At 73.5% G+C, this 18,571-nt stretch carries 17 protein-coding genes and 1 pseudogene; 7 read left to right on the top strand and 11 right to left on the bottom strand.

The window, feature by feature from the left end:
- The first annotated feature begins 114 nt into the window (after nucleotides 1-114).
- The gene (locus ACSMXO_RS34375) at nucleotides 115-798 is read left to right on the top strand and encodes a DUF305 domain-containing protein (RefSeq protein ID WP_455415251.1); all 684 of its coding nucleotides are present in this window, start codon (nucleotides 115-117) and stop codon (nucleotides 796-798) included.
- An 89-nt stretch (nucleotides 799-887) separates the two neighbouring features.
- On the opposite strand, the gene ACSMXO_RS34370 is transcribed toward ACSMXO_RS34375, so the two are convergent.
- From ACSMXO_RS34370 to ACSMXO_RS34350, 5 genes are all read right to left on the bottom strand, one after another.
- Nucleotides 888-2,855 carry an LVIVD repeat-containing protein gene (locus ACSMXO_RS34370; protein WP_455415250.1) on the bottom strand — a complete coding sequence of 656 codons (1,968 nt, stop codon included), beginning with the start codon at nucleotides 2,853-2,855 and terminating at the stop codon, nucleotides 888-890.
- Nucleotides 2,856-3,007: 152 nt separating this feature from the next.
- Complete coding sequence (locus ACSMXO_RS34365; protein ID WP_455415249.1) at nucleotides 3,008-3,994, bottom strand: RICIN domain-containing protein; 987 nt, start codon at nucleotides 3,992-3,994, stop codon at nucleotides 3,008-3,010.
- 125 nt (nucleotides 3,995-4,119) lie between these two features.
- Nucleotides 4,120-5,007, bottom strand: a complete 888-nt coding sequence (locus ACSMXO_RS34360) for a hypothetical protein (RefSeq protein ID WP_455415248.1) — start codon at nucleotides 5,005-5,007, stop codon at nucleotides 4,120-4,122.
- Between the two features lie 227 nt (nucleotides 5,008-5,234).
- Nucleotides 5,235-5,621 carry a VOC family protein gene (locus tag ACSMXO_RS34355; protein ID WP_455415247.1) on the bottom strand — a complete coding sequence of 129 codons (387 nt, stop codon included), beginning with the start codon at nucleotides 5,619-5,621 and terminating at the stop codon, nucleotides 5,235-5,237.
- A 5-nt stretch (nucleotides 5,622-5,626) separates the two neighbouring features.
- Entirely contained in the window at nucleotides 5,627-5,989 is a 363-nt protein-coding gene (locus ACSMXO_RS34350; RefSeq protein WP_455415246.1) for a DUF1801 domain-containing protein, read from the bottom strand.
- 159 nt (nucleotides 5,990-6,148) lie between these two features.
- Here ACSMXO_RS34350 and ACSMXO_RS34345 point away from each other — a divergent pair, with 159 nt between their 5' ends.
- Complete coding sequence (locus ACSMXO_RS34345) at nucleotides 6,149-7,057, top strand: LysR family transcriptional regulator (RefSeq protein ID WP_455419377.1); 909 nt, start codon at nucleotides 6,149-6,151, stop codon at nucleotides 7,055-7,057.
- Between the two features lie 213 nt (nucleotides 7,058-7,270).
- Here the strand turns inward: ACSMXO_RS34345 and ACSMXO_RS34340 are convergent, their stop codons facing one another.
- Both ACSMXO_RS34340 and ACSMXO_RS34335 read right to left on the bottom strand, forming a co-directional pair.
- A complete protein-coding gene (locus ACSMXO_RS34340) occupies nucleotides 7,271-8,683 on the bottom strand; it encodes a YibE/F family protein (protein WP_455415245.1) in 1,413 nt (470 codons plus the stop codon).
- Nucleotides 8,684-8,845: 162 nt separating this feature from the next.
- Nucleotides 8,846-9,439 carry a TetR/AcrR family transcriptional regulator gene (locus ACSMXO_RS34335; RefSeq protein WP_455415244.1) on the bottom strand — a complete coding sequence of 198 codons (594 nt, stop codon included), beginning with the start codon at nucleotides 9,437-9,439 and terminating at the stop codon, nucleotides 8,846-8,848.
- A 425-nt stretch (nucleotides 9,440-9,864) separates the two neighbouring features.
- On the opposite strand from ACSMXO_RS34335, the gene ACSMXO_RS34330 reads away from it, so the two are divergent.
- Nucleotides 9,865-10,794 carry a DUF72 domain-containing protein gene (locus ACSMXO_RS34330; RefSeq protein WP_455415243.1) on the top strand — a complete coding sequence of 310 codons (930 nt, stop codon included), beginning with the start codon at nucleotides 9,865-9,867 and terminating at the stop codon, nucleotides 10,792-10,794.
- Between the two features lie 11 nt (nucleotides 10,795-10,805).
- Here ACSMXO_RS34330 and ACSMXO_RS34325 read toward each other — a convergent pair whose 3' ends face one another.
- Nucleotides 10,806-11,765 (bottom strand): threonine/serine dehydratase, encoded by a 960-nt coding sequence (locus ACSMXO_RS34325; protein ID WP_455415242.1) that lies wholly within the window; start codon nucleotides 11,763-11,765, stop codon nucleotides 10,806-10,808.
- Nucleotides 11,766-11,811: 46 nt separating this feature from the next.
- Between ACSMXO_RS34325 and ACSMXO_RS34320 the strand changes: the two genes are divergently transcribed.
- Entirely contained in the window at nucleotides 11,812-12,582 is a 771-nt protein-coding gene (locus ACSMXO_RS34320; protein WP_455415241.1) for an MBL fold metallo-hydrolase, read from the top strand.
- Between the two features lie 28 nt (nucleotides 12,583-12,610).
- Here the strand turns inward: ACSMXO_RS34320 and ACSMXO_RS34315 are convergent, their stop codons facing one another.
- The 3 genes from ACSMXO_RS34315 to ACSMXO_RS34305 are packed head-to-tail and all read right to left on the bottom strand — an operon-like array spanning nucleotide 12,611 to nucleotide 15,051.
- A complete protein-coding gene (locus ACSMXO_RS34315; protein WP_346262697.1) occupies nucleotides 12,611-13,213 on the bottom strand; it encodes a hypothetical protein in 603 nt (200 codons plus the stop codon).
- 57 nt (nucleotides 13,214-13,270) lie between these two features.
- The gene (locus ACSMXO_RS34310) at nucleotides 13,271-13,927 is read right to left on the bottom strand and encodes a response regulator transcription factor (protein ID WP_346262696.1); all 657 of its coding nucleotides are present in this window, start codon (nucleotides 13,925-13,927) and stop codon (nucleotides 13,271-13,273) included.
- Entirely contained in the window at nucleotides 13,924-15,051 is a 1,128-nt protein-coding gene (locus tag ACSMXO_RS34305) for a sensor histidine kinase (protein ID WP_346262695.1), read from the bottom strand. Before ACSMXO_RS34305 ends, ACSMXO_RS34310 begins: the two co-directional genes overlap by 4 nt.
- 290 nt (nucleotides 15,052-15,341) lie before the next feature.
- Between ACSMXO_RS34305 and mptB the strand changes: the two are divergent.
- From mptB to ACSMXO_RS34290, 3 genes and pseudogenes are all read left to right on the top strand, one after another.
- Nucleotides 15,342-16,775 (top strand): annotated as a pseudogene (mptB, locus tag ACSMXO_RS34300) (polyprenol phosphomannose-dependent alpha 1,6 mannosyltransferase MptB); the annotation flags it as partial.
- Nucleotides 16,772-18,151, top strand: coding sequence for a glycosyltransferase 87 family protein (locus ACSMXO_RS34295; RefSeq protein ID WP_455415240.1), 1,380 nt, complete (start codon nucleotides 16,772-16,774; stop codon nucleotides 18,149-18,151). The pseudogene mptB and the gene ACSMXO_RS34295, both read left to right, overlap by 4 nt.
- On the top strand, nucleotides 18,058-18,537 hold the full coding sequence (locus tag ACSMXO_RS34290; RefSeq protein WP_455415239.1) for a hypothetical protein: 480 nt from the start codon (nucleotides 18,058-18,060) through the stop codon (nucleotides 18,535-18,537). Before ACSMXO_RS34295 ends, ACSMXO_RS34290 begins: the two co-directional genes overlap by 94 nt.
- The last annotated feature ends 34 nt before the right edge of the window (nucleotides 18,538-18,571 follow it).

The following is an 18,571-nucleotide window of genomic DNA, read 5'->3' as shown; positions in this document are numbered from 1 at the left end:
TCGTACTTTCGGCAGGGCCCGGTGAGCGTCGAGGCCGGTCGACCGAGCCGGTGATGCCGATCTGCCTCGCCGGCTCTCGCCCAAGGAGACGTTGTCGGCTACGGTGATCAAATAGTGTTCTCGTCCCGTCGCCGTCTCCTGATCGCCCTGCCGGCCGCCGTCGTCGCCCTCGGCGCGGGGTCGTTCGCCGTGCTCCGGTTCACCGGGGACCGACCGGACGAACCGGCCGCCGCCACCCGGGTCGTCCAGCCCGGAGCGCCGGGTCAGCCGGGCCGCGCCCTCTCCCCGGTCGAGCAGTCCAAGCTGCCGCCGCCTCCGGCGCACACCGAAGCCGACGTCCAGTTCATGCAGCGGATGATCGCGCACCATGCGCAGGCGCTGGAGATGACCGCCCTCGTCGCCGACCGCGCGGAGAGCCCCGAGGTGTCACTGCTCGCCGGCCGGATCCAGACGTCGCAGCGGGACGAGACGGCGCAGATGGAGCGGTGGCTGACCGAACGCGGCGCACCGGTCCCCGGCCCGCACACCCACCATGCCGCGCATGAGGCGGCGATGCCGGGAATGCTCACTCCGGAGCAGATGAGCCAGTTGCGGCAGGCCCGGGGCAGGGAGTTCGACCGGCTTTTCGTCGACCTCATGATCCGCCACCACAACGGGGCGTTGACGATGGTGCAGCAGCTCTACGCGGCCGGCGGCGGGCTGGAGCCGGCGACCGACCGGTTCGCCCGCGAGGTCAACGCCGACCAGGCGATCGAGATCAGAAGCCTCCAGGAACTGCTGGCCAAGCTGGCCGGCTGAGCCGCCGGCCCGGGAACGCGCCGGGGGCGCGTCCCGCCGGGTACCCCCCGACCGGACACGCCCCCACTGCCAACGGTGTCTAGCGCGGGTCAGTCAAGGCTGGCGCACTGGCCGGCGACCGGCCCCTGCACCGTGTTGGCCGTACCGAGGTTGATCGGCGCCGGCGAGTTGCCGGTGCAGCTCAGCGGGCCGCGTACGGTGCTGTCCGCGACGATCGGCTCGACCGTCCCGGTACGGTTCGAGGTCAGCACGGCCGGTCCGGAGATCTCGGTCTGCACGATGGCGGCGCTGCCCTTCGTACCGGTGATGCTCACCGGCCCGCGCACCGTGCTCTGGTAGAGGTGCACCGCGGCCGCGTTCGACGCCGACACCGGGCCGGAGATCGTCGAGTCGAGCGCCAGCAGCGAGGCACCCGGGCGGACCGTGACCGGGCCGGAGACGGTCGCCCCGGTCAGGCAGGTGACGCCGGTGACCGTCAGCGGCCCGTTGTGCCGCTTCGAGATGGTCGAGGTGCAGGTCCGGGCCAGCTGGTCGAAGCGGGCCCGGGCCACCGCGAGGCTCGGCGTCCAGGTGGTCCTGGTCTGGTGCTGGGCGTTGAACTCCGGCACTCGCACCTCGCGGGCGGCCGCGATCTCCGCCGCGCTCAGGTCCTGGCTCGGCTTCAGCCCGAAGACGTCGAAGCCGCGGGCGATCTCACTGCCGTAGACCTGACCGTTGTACCAGTACGCCGACCAGAAGCCGCCGAGCATGATGCTGGTGGGGCTGATCGGCCCCCGGTCGAAGTAGCCGATCTCGCGCGGGTTGGCCGAGTCGGTGAAGTCCAGCAGCGAGATGCCGCCCTGGTACCACGCCTGGGCCAGGATGTCCCGCCCCGGCACCGGGATCAGCGAGCCATTGTGCGCGACGCAGTTCTCCTGGAGCGTCTGCGGCACCGGCAGCTTGTAGTAGCTGGCGAACCGCATCTTCCGGTCCACGATGTCGAAGATCGCGTTGGCGCCCCACTGCGGCTGGTCGGTGGTCCGGCACCGGGCCCCGGTGCCGCCGCCCCACTCGTCGGTGAAGATGACCTTCTTGCCGTCGTTGCTGAGCGTCGCGGAGTGCCAGTACGCGAAGTTCGGGTCGGAGACCTCGTCGATGCGTACCGGGTCGGCGGGGTTCGAGATGTCGATCAGGATGCCGTTGCCCTCGCAGGCGCCGGCCGCCAGGCCGAGTTCCGGATAGGCGGTGATGTCGTGGCAGGCGTCGGTCACCGGCGACGGGCTCCACGAACCGCCCGAGGGGTGGGTCGGAGCCGGTGGGGTGTTCTGCAGGCCGTCGACCGCACCGGTCTGCGGGTTCGCGAACAGCCGGGGACCGCTGACGATCGCCGCCTGCTCGGGGGCCGCCACCGGCACCTTGATGACATCGATCCGCCACCGGGCCGGGTTGTCACCGGCCGCCGGGGTGTTGTTGCAGCCGGCCATCGTGGTGGCCGGGCGGACACCGGCGGTGCCGGAGACGTACACGTAGACGTTCGCGCTGTCGTCCGGGTCGGTGACCAGGGTGTGCGTGTGCGAGCCTCGGCAGGTCTGCACCGCGGCGACCTGCACCGGGTTCGCCACGTCGCTGATGTCGAAGACGCGTACGCCCTGGAAGCGGGTGCCGACCGCCGGGTCCGTACCGCAGTCGAGGCGGCCACGGGTCTCCTCGACGGACATGAAGAGCAGATCGCCGTGGACGCTCAGGTCGCCCTGCCCACCCGGGCACACCACGCTGGTGACCAGTGCCGGGTTGGCCGGCTGCGAGATGTCGTAGATGTTGAAGCCGTTGAAGTTGCCGATGAAGGCGTGATCGCCGCCGAAGGCGAGATCCGATCCGGCGTAGCCGAAGTCACCCGGGTTGGCCGGGTTGACGAAGCCTGCCGGCTTGTCGCGGTGGGCCAGCAGTTCGAGGTTGTTGCTCGCGCTCTGCGCGTCCAGCCAGCCCGCGCCGAGGCCGATCCGCGGGTCCGGCGCGGGTTCCTGGCCCGACGCCGTCCCCGGCAGCAGGGAGGCGAGGAGTACGGCTGCCGCCGCCACGCCGACGAGCCGGCGTCTCCTGCCTGGTGTGCGATCCGACCGACAGGTCATGCGTATGTCCTCCGTGCACGATGCCCCGTGGGTGGCGACGTGCGTCGGGGCGCGTGCACGCCGCGGTAGTAAGGACCGTACCGCGTGTCGGCCCGAAAAGATCATGGAAATATTCGCGAGGGACGCGAAAACCGCCGACAACCAGTGAAGACCTGACCGGGTGTGCTGAGGTCACAGGCGACCTGGCGGACCGGTGCCCAGTCCTCGGTCGAGCCGTCCACCACTCCGATGCAGAGCCCACTGTGCACGGCGTGGATCCGGAAGCCGCTGGCCGGGGTGGTGACCGGCTCCAACCAGAACTCCTGCGCGAGTCCCGCACCGCAGAATCCGTCCTGGACCACCCCGCCGACGTCCCGACTCGCCGCCATCACGCCCATGCAGCCGGGACCGAACTCGGGATGCAGCGTCTCGAACCGGTGTCCCGCGCCGGTCGGCCGGAGCGCCCTCGGCGGAAAGGCCCTGGCACAGGCGCTCTGGAAGAGCTGCCCGTCGTCGGTGCCGACGCGTTCGGTCAGGCACAGGCTGGAGTGGGCCGCGCGGACCAGGTAGTAGCCGGGTGCCGGCACGGCCGGGGCGCCCGGCGACGGGGTGTGGATCGCCGTACTGGCCGGCGGGCGGCCGTCGTGTGCCGAGGCGAGTTCACTGTCGAGGCCACGCCAGGCCAGCGCCACGATCGCGAGCAGTGCGACGGTGCCGATCGCCAGGGCGGGGCGCCAGTGACGTACCCGTGCCTGGCCGGCGACCGTCGGCGGGTGCACGGTGGACGGCCGTGCCGGCGCCGCCGTCGCGGCGGCGGCCGCGGCGTCTTCGGCGATCCGGCGCCGTACGTCGACCCAGGTGGCCACCTGCTCCGGCGGCTTTCCGCAGGCGGTGAGGAAGGTGACCACCAACTCGGCTCGGGGCAGGGTGTTCCGGCCCAGCATGTTGGCGAGGGTGCTGGGCGGGAGCGTCCCGCCGGTCTCCCGGGCCCGTCGGCTGATCTCCCGGTAAGTCAGGCCGGACCCGCACCGGACCTGGCGCAGTAGCGCGACGTACCCGGTGGGGGAGGTGGCTGTGCGGGGATCGGGTCCGGTGGCGTGCTCAGGCATCGACCGACTCCATCCGCCGACGCGGGGAACTTTCCGGTCGATCCTGCCGGCCCGGCATACACGGCGCGGCAACCGTCCGTCGTCCTGATGGCGCGGCCGGGTGCCGGGAGCTGGCCGTTTCCCCGCTATTCAGCGGGCGGATCGTCCGACCCGCTCGGTGACCGGGGAATCTGGTCCAGCAGGAAGGATTCGAGCCGGTCCCACGCGGACTGGAGCAGCTCCGTCGGATCCTCGGCGGTCATCATGTCGCGCCCGGGTACGAAGGCGCTGCGGGTGAAGTACTCGCCGTTCGCGACGTAGCTCAGCTTCAACACGGTGTGCCGGCCGTGGGACTGGAGCGTCGGGATCAGCGCCGGCCCGGGGAACGACGCCCGGCAGTGCGGGCACAGTTGGCAGGGCTCGCCGTTGCGCCGGCCCTCCACGGGTACGCCGTGCCGGTCGCAGCGCCGGCACCGCCGCTGCCACGCCTGGGTCGGGGCACTGCGCGGTTGCGCCGGCCCGAACGCCGCGCCGGCAGATGACGGCCTGCCGCCGGTGGCAAAGGCGGCCTGCCACGGGCCGGCGTACGGCACCGTGCGGCGGGGGTCGGTCAGCTCCCGTTCCAGCCGCCGCCAGACGTCCCGAATCCGTCCGACGAGATGCTCGGGCACCGGCCCCGGTCCGGTCTCGACCGGGTCACCGAGGTCGCAGCCGACGTACCGGTGTCCGTCGTCCAGCCGCAGGTGCCAATTGCCGGGCCGGCTGGCCCGGTCGAAGATCTGGGCCCGGTAGGGCCCGTCGTACCAGGTCTGGGCGCCGAGGTCGACCAGGTCGCTGTCGTCGCCCTCGGTGATCAGGTCGGGGCGCCACCGCATCGGCGTGGCCAGGTGACCCGTCTCCCGGGTGTCGGTGTCATCGCCGACATGGCTGGGCCGACAGTCGTCCGAGCAGTATGCCGAGCCGGCGGCGGGGGCGGCGCCGCAGGGGCAGAGACCAGACGTGGCCCGGTCGATCCGGTCGAGCAGGTTGGCCATGACATCGCCGCCTCGGTGCAGGTGGGTGCGCTCGGCGCAGCGCCGGTCGCAACTCAGACATTCAACGATATCGTTCTGCGCGCTGATCTTCGCGGCCATCCCCGGTCGGAGAGCCGACGCGGGAACGCCTCGATCTCCGCCGCCGGTCGTCCGGGTAGCCGAGGCGGGGACTACCGGGCGCGGCGGACGGGACGGCTCGCCCGTCCGCCGCACCTGGCCTGCCCGCGCTATCCCGCGCGGTCCTCCGGATACCAGCGCAGCTCGACGGTGTTGCCGTCCGGGTCGGAGACGTAGATCGAGATCGCGTTGCCACGGGCACCGAACCGGCCGACCGGCCCCTCCAGGACGGTGAAGGTCCCCGACTCGATCACCTCGGCCCAGTCCAGCGGCTCCACGACCAGACAGATGTGGTCGACGTTCGACTCGCCCCGCTGGCCGTGCACCAGGTCGATGATGGTCTCCGGGGTGATCCGGACCGAGGGGAACGGGACCTTGCCCGCCCGCCACTCGTCCACCCGGACCGGTGCCAGGCCGAGGGTTCCGCAGTAGAACGCGAGGGAGCGCTCCGCGTCCTGCACGGTGAGTACCAGATGGTCGAATGCGGTGACCTTCATCGTCGTCACCTCTTCTCCAGGGCGGCGGCCCGGTGCAGCCAGCCGGTGAAGAGCGCCGGGTCGATCTCGTCGACGGCGTGCAGTTTCACCGCGGCCATCCGGCGGGCGCCCGGGACGAGCCGGCCGCCCGGGTCGGCCACTTCCTGCCCCCGCCACAGCCCGAACGTCACGTACGACCGGTACGCCTTCACCAGGCAGACCGGCTGCTGTCCGGGCCTGCCGCCCAGGCTCCAGGTCGGGTGGCCGTGCCACATCCCGCTGGTCGCCTCCGGCAGCGCCGCGTCGACGATCGGCCGGAGCTTCTCGCCGATCGCCCGCAGCGGTGCGTCGAGACCGCGCAGGTAGTCGGTGATCTCGGTGGTGCCCATGTTTTCCTCCTGTTGGACCACGCCGGTCGTCTGCTGCTCGGCGTTCTGGCCGGAACCCCGGCCCGCTGGTGACGCCTCTTACGATCCGCCGCACGGCGATCGGCACCAAGCCGCGATCGGGCTACGATCGTTGAGCCAGATTCAACGATGGGCGCCGACGTGCTGGAACGACACGAGATCGAGACCTTTCTGACCCTCGCCGAGGAGCTGCACTTCGGCCGTACCGCCGAGCGGCTCCACGTCACCACCGGGCGGATCAGCCACGTGGTGAAGAAGCTCGAACGCCGGGTCGGGGCGCCGCTGTTCGAGCGCACCAGCCGGGTCGTCCGGCTCACCCCGATCGGGCGGCAGTTGGCCGCCGACCTCACCCCGCTGGTGGCCGGGATCGACGAGGCCGTACGCCGGGCCGTCGACGCCGGGCGCAACGTCACCGGGCGGCTCCGGGTGGCGTTCCTGGGGGAGGGGACAGCGCCGCTGCTGCTCCGGGCGGTCAACCTCTTCACCGAGCGGCATCCCGAGTGCGAGGTCGAGGTGCACGAGGCGCAGCTCGCGAACACCCGGTCGAGCCTGCTGGACGGCTCGGTGGACGTGCTGATCGCCTCGTACCCGTTCGACGGCATGGCGAACGGGCCGGCGCTGCTCTCCGAGGGGCGGGTCCTCGCGGTCGCCGCCGACCATCCGCTGGCCGGCGCGGCATCGGTCTCCCTGGAGATCCTCGCGGACCATCCGGTGGTGCAGTATCCGGCGGTCACCTCCGCCGAGTTCAAGCGCGACCGTACGCCCGAGCACACCCCGTCGGGCCGGCCGGTGCCGAAGGGGCCGGTCGGGAACACCTTCTCCGAGATGCTCTCGCTGGTCGCGCTCGGCCGGGGCGTACTGCCGGTCGGCGAGCACAGCCGCCGCTACTATCCCCGCCCCGACCTCGCGTACGTGCCGATCTCCGACGCGCCGCCGATCGAACGCGGCCCGATCTGGCTGGCCACCAACACCACCGCCCGGGTCCGGGAGTTCGTCCGGGCCGCCGCCGACGCCAACCGGCCGACCCCGCCGGTACCGACCCCGGGCTGAGGCCGGCGGGCTCACGGGTCAGCAGCAGCACCCGGTCCGGGGTACGGGCAGGGTGGTGACGACCCTCTCGGCGTTGCCCAGCCGGTGGCCCTCGCCGTCGAACGCCTCGATCCGGCACTGCGCGGCCGGGCCGGCACCGTCGCGGGGGGCCGAGCCCGCGGCGTACCCCGCCGTCCCGGCCGGTGTGGGCGTTGCCCTGGTCGCGGCCCCCGGTTACCGCTTCCCGTCCGGGTGGCGGTCGACGAAGGCCATCCACGGATCGGCCTCCGGGGCATCGCCACCCGCCGCCGGCACCGGCGCGTCGCCACCTGCCCCCGGCGCGGGCCCGCCCGACGGTACCGACGGCGATGGCCGCTCTCCGCCCCCGACCTCGGCGGCGTCGCGCCGGGCCGCCGGAGCCGGAGCGGGCGTGGCCGGGACCGGACCTGCCCCCGGCTCGATGCCGCGCCGGGCGGCGAGCAGGGCCGCCAGGGCGGTGGTGATCGGGACGGCGGTGATCAGCCCGATGGTGCCGACCGCGCTGCGTACCAGCTCCTGGGCGATCAGTTGGCTGGTGAGCAGCTCGCCGATCGGGGTGGCGGCGTCGGCGGCGAAGAGCAGCATCAGCGGCAGGGAGGCGCCGGCGTACGCCAGCACGATCGTGTTGATCACTGATGCGATGTGTGCCCGACCGATCCGGGTGGCCGCCGAGTAGAGCCGCCGGAAGCCGTACCCGGGATTGGCCAGGGCGAGTTCGCTGACCGTGGCCGACTGGGTGACGGTGACGTCGTCGAGTACCCCGAGCGAGCCGATCACGATGCCAGCCAGCAGCAGGCCGCGCATGTTGACCTCACCCTGAGTGATGGAGAGGTAGTTGGAGGTCTCGTCGGCGATCCCGGAGAGGTGGGCGGCGGCGGTGGCGATCGCGGAGAGGGCTGCGGTGATGGTCAGGCTGGCCAGGGTGCCGGCCACCGCGATCGTGGTGGTCATGCTGAACCCGTGCGTCAGGTACAGCACGGTGAGCATGATCGCCGCGGCGCCGACGATGGCGACCAGCAGCGGTGAGCGCCCGTCGAGGATGGCCGGCACGATGAACATCAGCAGCACCGCGAAGGTGACGCCGAGCCCGGCCAGGGCGCTCAGGCCGCGCCACCGGCCGAAGGCGAGTACGGCGAGCGCGAACACCGCGCCGAGCAGCCACAACTGGGTGGACCGCTGGTGGTCGATGATCGAGTACTGCCGCTCCGGACTCTCCTCCAGATAGAGCAGCACCACCTCGTCCCCGGCGGCCACCCGGACCGCACCCGGCCCGGACGGTACGTCGGTGGTGACCTGCTGGCCGGCCCCGATGCCCTCGGTCAGGTCCACCGTGACCGTGCCGCAGTCGGTCGGGGCGCCGGTCGGCAGTTCCTCCCCGGCGGGCGGCGCGGCGCAGGGGGTCGACGCGACGGCGACGACCGTGCCGAGCACCCGGATCGGACCGTCGGCCGGACCGGGCGCCGGGGTGTCCCGGGGCCACAGCAGCACCATCGACACGAGGGTGAGCACCGCCGCCGGGATCAGCAGGGCCAGACTCAGCCGACGCGCGGCGCGGCTGGTCGGCCGGCCGGGGCGGGGCAGGTGGCTGTGCGCGTGTTCGGAACTCATTGGCTCGACTGCTGGCCTTCCTCGTCTGGTCGGTCGGCGGGGGCTCCGGCCGAGCATCGCAGCCGCAGGCTCCCGACGGGCCAGCATGACACGCCGGCGACCGGCCGGACGAGATGTCCGATGTCGTTGCCGCTGGTCGTTGCACGACAACCTGGAGTGATCTCACTGGCAGATCAGGGCGTCGGTCAGCCGGACGGCGGTCTCCTGGTTCAGCGGCCCGTGTCCGAGCAGGAAGCGGTACCAGAACAGTCCGTACGCCTGGTCGACCAGGAGGTCGAGATCCAGTTCCGGGCCGAGTTCACCGCGCTCCCGGCCCCGCCGGACGATGGCGTGCAGCGCGTCCCGGCGGGTCTGGGTGAACTGCCGGAACAACTCGGCGGTGCCCGGGTCGCGGGCCGCCTCGGCGGCCAGGGTACGCAGCACCGCCGCCGTCGCCGGCTCGCCCGCCCGGCGGAAGGTGTGCGCGAGGTAGGTGCAGAGATCCTCCCGGAGTGATCCGGTGTCCGGGACCGGCACCAGCGAGTCGCTCCACTCGGTCAGCGCCTCCAGCAGGACCGTGCCCTTCGACTGCCACCAGCGGTAGATCGTCTGCTTGCCGACCCCGGCCTCGTGGGCGATGACGTCCACGGTCAGCCCGCCGTCGTGCCGGGTGGTGAGCAGCCGGAGCGCCGCGTCGAGGATCGCCTGCCGAGCCTCCTCGTTGCGGCGCCGACCGGTGTGTGCCCGGCGGTGGCCGTCGGAGCCGCTGGTCGTCACCGCACCAGCATATGATTTGTCGGAACTGTCGGTCTCGATAACGCCGTTCATCGCCCCCGTGCCGACCCGAGGTGCCAGGCGGCGGAGTCAGGTCCGCTGCCGTGGCGCGGAAGCCGGCAAGTCGCCGAGCACCTCCCACCACCGATCCGGGCCGTCCAGGTGTACGTCGTGCCCGGCATCCGGATCTCCGCCGTGCTGACCGCCGGCCGGCCGCCGCCGACGTGCCGGACGGCGGCGGCCCGGTCTGGAAACGGGGTCGGCCAGCCATCGAGCCAGCGGGCGACCCGCTCCGGAATGCCGGCGTCAGGTCGGGTACCCGGCGGACGGCAGCAGGGTGGGCGGGCCGTCCACGATCGAGTAGTTCTCCGGTCTGTCCCGGGTCGGTAGGTTTCGACCACCGTGGCCGGTGGGGAGAGACTGTGGACATGGGCGAGATTAAGGTGGGCACCTCCTCCTGGGCGGACCGGTCGCTGCTCGCGTCCGGCTGGTACCCCCGGTCGGCCAACACCCCGGCCGGGCGGCTGGCCTACTACGCCGAGCGGTTCGGTCTGGTCGAAGTGGACACCACCTACTACGCCGTACCGGCGCCGGAGACGACGTCGGCCTGGGTGGACCGTACCCCGCCGGACTTCACCTTCAACGTCAAGGCGTTCGGCCTGTTCACCGGGCACGGGGCGGAGCTGGCGGCGCTGCCCCGGGACCTGCGGCCGGACGGCCGGGACACCGGTCGGGTACGCCGCCGCGACCTGCCGGAGTCGACCTACGACGAGCTGTGGCAGCGGTTCCGGGAGGCCGTCGAGCCGATCGCCGGAGCCGGCAAGCTCGGCGTACTGCTGTTCCAGTTCCCGCCCTGGCTGGCGCACGGTGAGCGGGCGAAGGAGCGGATCCGCGACGCCGCCGAGCGCGCCCGGCCCTGGCGGGTCGCGGTCGAACTGCGCAACGCGTCCTGGTTCGACGGTGACAACGCGCCGGACACCGTCGGCTTCCTCGCCCGGCACGACATCACGATGGTCAGTGTCGACATGCCGCAGGGGCACGAGTCTTCGATCCCGCCGCTGCTGCTGGCCACCGCCGAGCCGGCGGTGATGCGGTTCCACGGCCACAGCCCGGAGTGGACCACCGGCGACAAGGAGGCCCGGTTCCGGTACGCGTACGGCGACGACGAACTCGCCGAGTGGGCGAAGCGGCTGCGCGGCCTCGCCGACGAGACCGACGAGCTGCACGTCCTGTTGAACAACTGCTGCGCGGGCCAGGCACAGCGGGACGCGGCCAGCCTCGCCGCCCTGCTCGGCCCGGAGGCGGACTGGCCCGGCCGGTACGCCCGGCGCCGCGCCGCCCTGCGGGTGGTGCGCTAGCTCTGAGCGGATCAGCCGGCCAGGTCGGCGGGGTCGGTGTTGGCCCCGCAGAGCAGCACGGCGAGCCGCTCCCCGGCGACCGGCCGGTACGCCCCGGAGGTGAGCGCGGCCATCGCGGCGGCGGTACCGTGCTCGACGGCGACCCGGTAGCGGCTCCAGAGCAGCAGTCGCGCCTGCACGATCTGCTCGTCGGTGACCAGCACGCTGTGCACCCCGGCCCGGACCGCCACCTCGTACGCGATCGCGCCGACCCGGCGGGCGCCGAGCGAGTCGGCGGCCACCCCGGCGACCGGTACGTCGACCGGCCCGCCCGCCGCCAGCGCCGCGTGCAGCGCCGAGGCGCCCTCCGGCTCGACCGCCACCACCCTGGCCCGACCGTCCAGTGCGGTGGCCACCCCGGCCATCAGCCCGCCGCCGCCGACCGCCACCAGCACGGTGTCCAGCTCACCGGTCTGCGCCAGCAGCTCCAGCCCGAGGGTGCCCTGACCGGCGCAGATCTCCGGCTGGTCGTAGGCGTGGCAGAACAGCGCCCCGGTGTCGGCGGCCCGCTTGACCGCGGCGTCGTACGCCTCGGCGTACTCGGTGCCGTGCCGGACCACGGTGGCGCCGAGCTGGCGCAGCTTGCCGACCTTGACGGCGGGGGCGGCGGTCGGCACGTACACCTCGGCCGGTATCCCGAGAGACCTCGCCGCGTACGCCACGGCGGCGCCGGCGTTGCCGCCGGACGCGGTGACCACCCCGGCGGCCGGCAGCTCGCCGCGCTCGGCGGCGGCCAGCACCCGGTTGAACGCGCCCCGCGCCTTGAACGACCCGGAGTGCTGTAGGAACTCCAGCTTCAGCCAGAGCGCCCCGGCCGGACCGGCGAGGTCGGGTTCGACCCGGGCCAGCGGGGTCGTCCGGACGTGTCCGGCGATCCGGGCCGCCGCCTCCTGCACATCGGTACGGGTGATCACCCTCGTCGCCCCTTCCACCTGGTACGCCGTACGGTATCCGTGGCCGCCGGATGGCGCGGATAGGGTGTGGGGCACGGCACCCCGGTCCGCCCCGGGCCCCGTTCGAGGAGGTCACGCGATCATCGACGGCGTCACCATCCGGCAGCTCGCCGGCCGGGTCTGGCTCTCGCCCGGCGACCCGGACCCGGCGAACGTCCAGGCCGCGGTGGCGGTCGTCGCCGACGACCGGGGCAGCGTGGTGGTCGACGCCGGGCACAGCCCCGCGCACGCCCGGGCGGTCCAGGCGGCGATGCGGGCCGCCGGGCTCCCCCCGGCCCGGTGGCTGGTCTACACCCACCACCACTGGGACCACGTCTGGGGCGCCTGCGCCTGGCCGGACGTGGAGATCGTCGGGCAGGTCGCGGGGCGGGAGCTGCTCCGGCAGGAGGCGGCCCGGCCGTGGAGCCACCGCTACCTGCGCGCCCAGGTACGCGAGAATCCGCGACTCGGCCCGAGCTTCCGGGCCCGGGCGCTGGCCATGGACGACTGGGCTGACTTCACCGTCCTGCCCCCGACCCGTACCTTCACCGACGAGCTGACCCTGCCGGCCGGGGTACGGCTGCGGCACGTCGGCGGCGCGCACGCCCCCGACTCGACCGTGGTGTACGTCCCGGACGCCCGGGTCGCGCTGCTCGGCGACTGCTTCTACCCACCGCCGGCACACCTGCGCGACCCGGACGACGGCCCCGACCTGGCGATGATGCGCGACCTGCTCGACGACGACTACCAGTGGTACGTCGACAGCCACGGCGAGCCGGTCACCCTGGCCCAGGCCCGGCAACTGGTCTCGGCCTGAGCGCCCGCATCCGCCCTCCCGCGGCCGGTCAGGCGCTTCCCACCGGCTGTCCGGGGCGCGGGGACCCGACTCCGGTCTCCAGGGCAGCGGGGTCACGCCGCCCGGTCAGCGCGCGTACGCCGAGATAGAGGAAGGGCAGCAGCAGGAGCAGATCGGCCACGTGCGCGATCGTCGCGTCCCGGGTGATCCGGCTGAGCGGGAACGCCACCGCGCCCAGGCAGACCAGTACGCCGACCGGCACCGGTGCGGCGCGCAGCCGGAGCAGGGCCACGCCCAGCCCGAACAGGGCGAGCGGGAAGAGCGGACCCGCCACCCAGTAGAGCGGCCAGGCGGCGAGCGGATGCTGGTCGAGCAGTTCGATCGTTGCGGCGTGCGAGGCGTCGAAGAGCCCCTCGTGGATGCTCTGCACTCCGAACGCCACCCCGCCGACGGCCGCGAAGACAGTCAGCGGCATCGCCACCGCGACGTAGCGGGGCGCGGCGGCGCGGAGCCGGTCGTAGAGGCCGATCAGGCCGATCAGCCAGCAGGCGCAGGAGAGCGCGGCGAGCGTGCCGGCGGTGATGCCCTGCGAGTCGGGCTCCCAGAAGAAGCCGGAGACGAAGTTCAGCAACGGTCCCAGAAGAAGAAACATGCCGGAAACGCTACGAACGGCCGGCCGGCGTCGGATCCGCCCGACGGCGCTGCCGGGCTACCGCGGTCGTCGTATCCCGGCGAGCCCGCTGCGGTAGGCGAAGACCACGAGCTGGGCCCGGTCCCGGGCGCCGAGCTTGGTCATCGCCCGGTTCGCGTGCGTCTTCGCGGTCGCCGCGCTCATCCCGAGCCGGGTACCCACCTCCGCGTTGGAGAGCCCGTCCGCGACCAGCGTCACCACCTCGCGTTCCCGGGCGGTCAGCGTGTGCAGGCCGGGCACCTCCGGACCGGCGGCGTACGCGGCGATCAGCCGGCGGGTCACCTCGGGTGCCAGCAGCGCGTCGCCGGCCGCCACCACCCGCACCGCCCGGCGCAGCTCGTCCGGCTCCAGGTTCTTCAGCAGGAAGCCGCTCGCCCCGGCGTGCAGCGCCGCGTAGACGTACTCGTCGAGTTCGAAGGTGGTCAGCACGACGACCCGGACCCCGGGCAGCCGGTCGTCGGCGAGGATCCGCCGGGTCGCGGTCAGCCCGTCGGTGCCCGGCATCCGGATGTCCATCAGCACGACGTCCGGCCGGTGCGCCCGGGTCAGCGCGATCGCCTCGTCCCCGTCGGTGGCCTCGGCGACCACCTCGATCTCCGGTGCCCGCTCCAGCAGCACCCGGAAGCCGGCCCGGACCAGTGTCTGGTCGTCGGCCAGCAACACCCGGACCGTCATCCCGGCAGCCACCCCCGTACCTGGAAACCACCGCCACCGTCGGCTGGACCGGTGCGCAGCCAGCCGCCCAGCCCGACGGCCCGTTCCGCCATCCCGCGCAGGCCGTTGCCGGGCGGACCGGCCGGGCCCCGGCCGTCGTCGGAGACGGTCAGGTCGAGCCCGTCGGAGCGGTAGCCGACCCGTACCTCGATCCGGTCGGCGTCGGCGTGCCGGACCGCGTTCGCCACCGCCTCCTGCACGATCCGGTACGCGGTCGCCTCTACCGCGCGGGGCAGCGGGCGCGGCGTACCGTCGTGCCGCAGTACCGCGCCGGTCGTCTCGGCCAGTGCGGGCAGCCGGTCCAGGCCGGGCGCCGGCGGTTCCGGGCCGGCCGGGCGGGTGCCGTCCCGGAGTACCCCGACCGCCGCCCGCAGTTCGGTCAGCGCTTCCCGGGCGGCCTGCCGGACCGCCTCCAACGCCGCCCGGGCCTGCTCCGGGTCGTCGTCCAGCACGTCGGCGGCCACCCCGGCCTGCACGCCGACCACCGCCAGGGTGTGTGCGGTGACGTCGTGCAGTTCCCGGGCGATCCGGATCCGCTCCTCGACCACCCGCCGCTGCGCCGTACGGTCCCGTTCGGCGGTGAGCAGGGCGAGCCGCAGCCGGCGGCTCCGCACCGTCTCGCCGAGCAGCAGCGTCGCCACGAACACCACGGTCGAGCTGTCCAGCGTCGCGTCCAGCGGCTCCACCCCGGCCACCACGATCCGGCCCTGCGCGTCCAGCAGGACGAAGAGCGCGGCCAGCGCCAGGCCGAGCCGGCGGCGCGGGGCCACCGCGACCGAGTAGAGCGCGACCCAGACCGGGGCGGCCGGTGCGCCGCCGGGATACCGCGAGACGTGGTAGGCCAGGAACAGGCCGCCGACCACCGCCAGCACCGCGGCCGGCCAGCGCCGCCGGGCGAGCAGGGCCGCCGCCATCGCCGCGCCGAGGAGGTACGCCCAGATGTCCGGCGCCTGGTCGCCCGGCTGCACCGCCACGACCGCGATCCGGTACGCCGTGATGGCGCCGGCCGCCGCCGCGATCCCGGCGTCCACCGCCCAGCGCCGCCCCCGGGCACCGCCGAGCGCCGCCACCGCCCCGCCCCTCATCCGGCCACTGTACGAAGCCGGGCACCCGGAGGCGTACCACGAACGCGGTAGTCCGGTGCCCGGATCCGCCAGCCGACCCCGGCGGCGGCCGGCGGGCTGCGACCGGTGGCCCCTGTCCGCGTGCACGCCGACGCCACCGGCGCATCATCGAACCGTCGTTTTGCGGCCATATCACACAGGAATCCTTCCGGTGTGCTGAGACTGAACCCTTTTCAACCTGAACCGCGCGGCGCCCACCCACCGCGTCCGACCTTGCGGTCCGTCGGGCCGCAAGGGAGGTTGGAAAAGGTTCACTGCCCGCGGTGATCGCCTACCGCATCCTGGGCACCGCCGGGACGACGATCCTGGCCTGCGCCGGGCTGGCCGCCGGGGCGCTGCCGGTCGACCAGACCGGGGCGGAGCTGTGGCTGACCGACTGGCGACACCATCCGGGACCGGCCCTGCTCTGCGGATATCTCGGGCTCACCATGCTGGTGGCCGCCTGGTGGTGGGTGGGGCGCGAGATCCGGCGGCCGGACGGCGTCGAGGTCCGCAGCCTGCTGGCCACCCTCGCCCTCTGGTCCGGCCCGCTGCTGCTCGGTCCGCCCCTGTTCAGCCGCGACGTCTACAGCTATCTCGCCCAGGGCGCGATGGTGCTGGCCGGCGGCGACGTCTACGAACACGGGGTGTCGCAGCTCGGCGGCCGGTTCGCCGCCGAGGTGCCCCAGATGTGGCAGCACACGCCGGCACCGTACGGGCCGGTGTTCCTCGGCCTCTCCGCGCTGGTCGCCGGTGCGGCCGGTACGAAGGTGGCGGCCGGGGTGATCGGGCTGCGCCTGGTGGCCCTGCTCGGCGTCGGCCTGCTGGCGGTGTTCCTGCCCCGACTGGCCCGGCACGGCGGGGTCGAGCCGGGCGCGGCGGTGTGGCTGGGCGTGCTCAACCCGTTGGTGCCACTGCACCTGGTCGCCGGGGCGCACAACGAGGCGGTGATGCTCGGGCTGCTGGTGGCCGGGCTCTGCCTCGCGTTCGAGCGCCGCTTCGGGCTGGCCACGGTGCTGGTGACCCTGGCCGCGCTGGTCAAGGTGCCGGCGGTGGCGGGGCTGCTGGTGGTCGTGGCGCTGGCCCGGCCGCACCACGGGATCCGGTCCGCGACGCTGCGTGCCGCCGGGCTGGCGCTGCTGACGGCGGTCGCGGTCACCGCCGCCACCGGTCTCGGGTACGGCTGGATCGCCGCGCTCCGGACACCGATCTACAAGCACAGCTGGTCGGTCTCCAGCGCCCTCGGGCGGGCGTCGGACCGGCTCGGCCAGGCGGCCGGGTGGGACCTCGGCACCGCCCCGATGCAGTTCTGGACCTGGGGCGGTCTGCTCGCCGCCCTCGGCGGTACGGCCGTCGTCTGGTGGCACCGGCACCGGCTCGGACCGACGTACGCGCTGGGCCTGGTCCTGGCCGCGGTGGCGGTACTCGGGCCGGCCACCCGGCCCTGGTACCTGCTCTGGGGCCTGGTGCTGATCGCCGCCGCCGCACCTGACCGACCGGTACGCCGGCTGGCCTCCCTGGTCGCCGCGGCGGTGGCCTTCCTGACCCTGCCCAGCGGCTTCGGGCCGGATCCGGCACAGCTCGTCCTCGCCACCACCGGGGTGGTGCTCGGCATCGTCGCGGTCGGGTGCTTCCGGCTGGGCACCAACGCGGCACTGGCCGGCCCGACCTGGAACGGCCGGGCACTGGAGGGAACGTCCCGATGAGCACCGGACCGTCCGGCAGGTACGCCCGGGTCAGCGTGGTCCTCGGGCTGGCCGGGGCGATCGCGGTCGCGATCGCGCTGCTGCCCGGGCACCGGGGCTGGTTCGACGTCGGCGTCTACCACGGGGCCGTCAACCACTGGCTGCACGACCGTGGCCAGCTCTACGACTACGTCCGGCCCGGCACCGACTACGGCTTCACCTATCCGCCGTTCGCGGCGCTGTGCATGCTGCCGATGGCCTGGCTGGACTGGCACCCGACGATCGCGGTCAACGTCGCGGTCAGCGCGCTGGCCGCCGGGCTGGTGCTGTGGCTGCTGGTCGACCCGATCGCCCGGCGCGAGGGCTGGCACCGGGGGTTCGGCTTCGCGCTCGCCGCGTGCCTGTTCGCGATGCTCGGACCGGTACGCGACACGGTCAGCTTCGGCCAGGTCAACCTGGTGCTGCTCGCGCTGGTCTACGCCGACGCCTGGCTGCTCGACCGGGGTCACCGGCTCGCCGGCATCGGCACCGGCATCGCGGCGGCGGTCAAACTCACCCCGGCGATCTTCATCGGCTATCTCGTGGTCACCCGGCGCTGGCGGGCGGCGGGCACGGCGGCGGCGACCGGGGCGGCGGCGACCCTGCTGGCCGGGCTGGTGGCCCCGGAGGCCAGCCGGGAGTACTTCGGGCGGGCGCTCTGGGACACCGGCCGGGTCGGTGCGCTGGACTACGTCTCCAACCAGTCGCTGCTCGGGTTGGTGGCGCGGTGGAATCCCGAGCATCCGGACCGGCTCGTCTGGATCGTGCTGGTCGCGGTGGTCCTGGTGGTGTGGGCGTACCGGTCCCGCCAGGCGGCCCGGCGCGGCGACGAGCGGGCGGGCTTTGCCCTGACCGGGGTGGCCGGCTGCCTGGTCAGCCCCGTGACCTGGGTACACCACCTGGTCTGGCTGGTGCCGGCCCTGGTGGTCCTCGCCGACTCCGCGCTGCTGCGCCGGTCGGCCGGGGGCGCGGCGTCCCGACGCGGCACCGGCCGCCGGGCGTGGTGCTGGTGGACCGGCGCCTACCTGCTGCTCTGCGGCAGCGTCGTCTGGTTGTGGTCGGTGGACCACAGCGGTGTCCTCGGGTTCTTCGGCTCGAACAGTTACGTCCTGCTCGCCGTGGCCATGCTGGTGTTCCTCCCGGTGGCCACGGCCGCCGACGTCGGGGTGGCCGGAGAGCGTCCGGAGGCTGTGCGCTTGACCCTCGACCTCGTCGAGGCTCCAGCATCGGCGGTGCCGAACCGGCCGACACAGGGGAGTGGACGATGGAGCAGGACACCGACGACACGATGGCGAGCATCGTCGAGGCGGTCGAGTGGGGCCAGGCCGGGCGTACCGGCGCGGCGCGGGAGCGGCTGACCGAGCTGTGGGGGCGGATCGGTCCGAGCGGTGACCCGTTCCACCGCTGCACCCTGGCGCACTATCTGGCCGACCTCCAGGACGACCCGGCCGAGGAACTCCGCTGGGACCTGCGGGCGTTGGCGGCCGCCGACACACTGACCGACGAGCGGGCGCGGCGGCACGACGCCAGCCTCCAGGTCGCGGCGTTCCGGCCGTCGTTGCAGCTCAACCTCGCCGAGGACTACCGCAAGCTCGGCCGGCCGGACGAGGCCCGGGCGCATCTGGCCCTGGCCCGGGAGAGTCTGCCGGCGCTCGGCGACGATTCGTACGGCCAGATGATCAGGGACGGCGTCGAACGGCTCGGAGCGCTGCTGGCTACCGCCGATCCGACGGACGGTCGGTGACGTCCGGGTACGGCCGGTGCTCCGGAGACGACGA

Source organism: Plantactinospora sp. DSM 117369 (assembly GCF_053764795.1).
Note: the sequence above shows the minus strand (reverse complement) of the source record. Positions and strands in the feature narration are given on the sequence as shown.